This window comes from Pseudonocardia tropica, assembly GCF_040105315.1.
Taxonomy (GTDB): Bacteria; Actinomycetota; Actinomycetes; order Mycobacteriales; family Pseudonocardiaceae; genus Pseudonocardia; species Pseudonocardia alni.
Window position 1 is genome coordinate 1 of the sequence record NZ_JBEDNP010000078.1, and the last position, 1,677, is coordinate 1,677.

Annotated in this window: 1 protein-coding gene; it reads left to right on the forward strand. The window is 71.6% G+C overall.

Translation table 11 applies throughout. The features are described from left to right. The coding region (locus tag WHI96_RS27605; RefSeq protein WP_432422467.1) for a DUF8437 domain-containing protein at positions 1–1,677 on the forward strand (1,677 nt) is incomplete at both ends.

Here is a 1,677-nt window from a genome sequence, read left to right on the forward strand (position 1 = left end):
GCCGGTTCACGTGGCGCCGCACCGGGCGACAGAACGCCGAGACCGGCGAGGACATCCTCGCCAAGCAGTACCCGCCCCAGGGCGGCTTCAGGACCGACCCCTACTCCCCCGTGGTCCGCGCGCTGGAGGACTACGACGAGTCGACCGGGCAAGCGAGCCGCGCGGCGATCTTCACCGAGCGCGTCGTCGCGCCGCGGCGGCCGCGGACCAGCGCAGAGACCCCTGCCGAGGCCCTGGCCATCTGCCTGGACACCTACGGCGTGGTGAACACCGACCACATCGCGGCGCTGCTGCAGACCGATCCCGCAGACGTCCGAGACCAGCTCGGCGACCTGGTCTTCGAGGAGCCGGCCCGGGCAGACCAGTCCGGGACCGTCGCCGAACCCGGGCGGCTGGTCGTCGCCGCGGAGTACCTGTCCGGCAACGTCCGGTCGAAGCTCGCCGCAGCCGAGGCCGCGGCCGACGCCGACCCCCGCTTCCAGCGCAACGTCGACGCCCTCCGCCCGATCATCCCCAGCGACCTCGGCCCGGCCGAGATCCACGCCCGGCTCGGCGCCCCCTGGATCTCCGCCGACCACGTCCAACAGTTCCTGCGCGAGACCCTCGAGGACCCACGCCTGCGGGTCGAGCACGCCGGCGGGAACATCTGGAAGGTCCAGGGCGCCGGCACCAGCGTCGCGGCGACCTCGACCTGGGGCACGACCCGCCGCGCAGCACCCGACCTCGCCGAAGCAGCCCTGGAACAGCGCTCCGTGCGCGTCTACGACGAGGACGAGGACGGCCGGCGCTGGCTCAACACCACCGAGACCCTGGCCGCCCAGGAGAAGATGGCCGCCCTCGACGCCCGGTTCGGGGAGTGGGTGTGGGAGGACCCGCAGCGTGCCGAGCACCTGGCCCGCGTCTACAACGAGCGCTTCAACGCCATCGTGCTGCGCTCCTACGACGGCAGCGAGCTCACCCTGCCCGGCATCGCCGAGACCTTCCCCCCGCTACGCCCGCACCAGCGGGCCGCGATCGCCCGGATGATCTCCGAGCCCGCCGTCGGGCTGTTCCACGAGGTCGGCGCCGGCAAGACGGTCGAGATGATCGCCGGAGCAATGGAGCTCAAGCGACTCGGCATGGTCCGCAAGCCCGCCATCGTCGTGCCGAACCACATGCTCGACCAGTTCGCGGCCGAGTTCCTGGCGCTCTATCCCCGGGCCAACATCCTGCCCGCCGGCAGGGACGACCTCTCCGCCCAGCGCCGCCGCGACTTCGTCGCCCGTGCCGCCACCGGAGACTGGGACGCGATCATCCTCACCCGTTCCGCGTTCACCAAGCTCCCCATGAGCGTGGAGACCCAGACCCGCTACGAGGAGCGCGAATCGGCCCGAGTCCGTGCCTGGCTGGAGGACCTGAATGCCAGTGGCGAGCGGTCGCTGAACGTCAAGCGGATGGAGGGCATCCTCGCCCGCGCCGAGGAGCGGCTGAAGGAGAAGCTCGACAAGATCAAGGACCCCGGCCTGACATTCGAGCAGACCGGCATCGACTGGCTGGCCATCGACGAGGCCCACGACTTCAAGAACCTGCGGACCCTGTCGAACATCCCCGACGCCGCGGTGCCCGGCGCCGACCGGGCGACCGACCTGCACATGAAGCTGGAGTACCTGCGCGAGCGCCACGGGGGCCGGGTCGGGG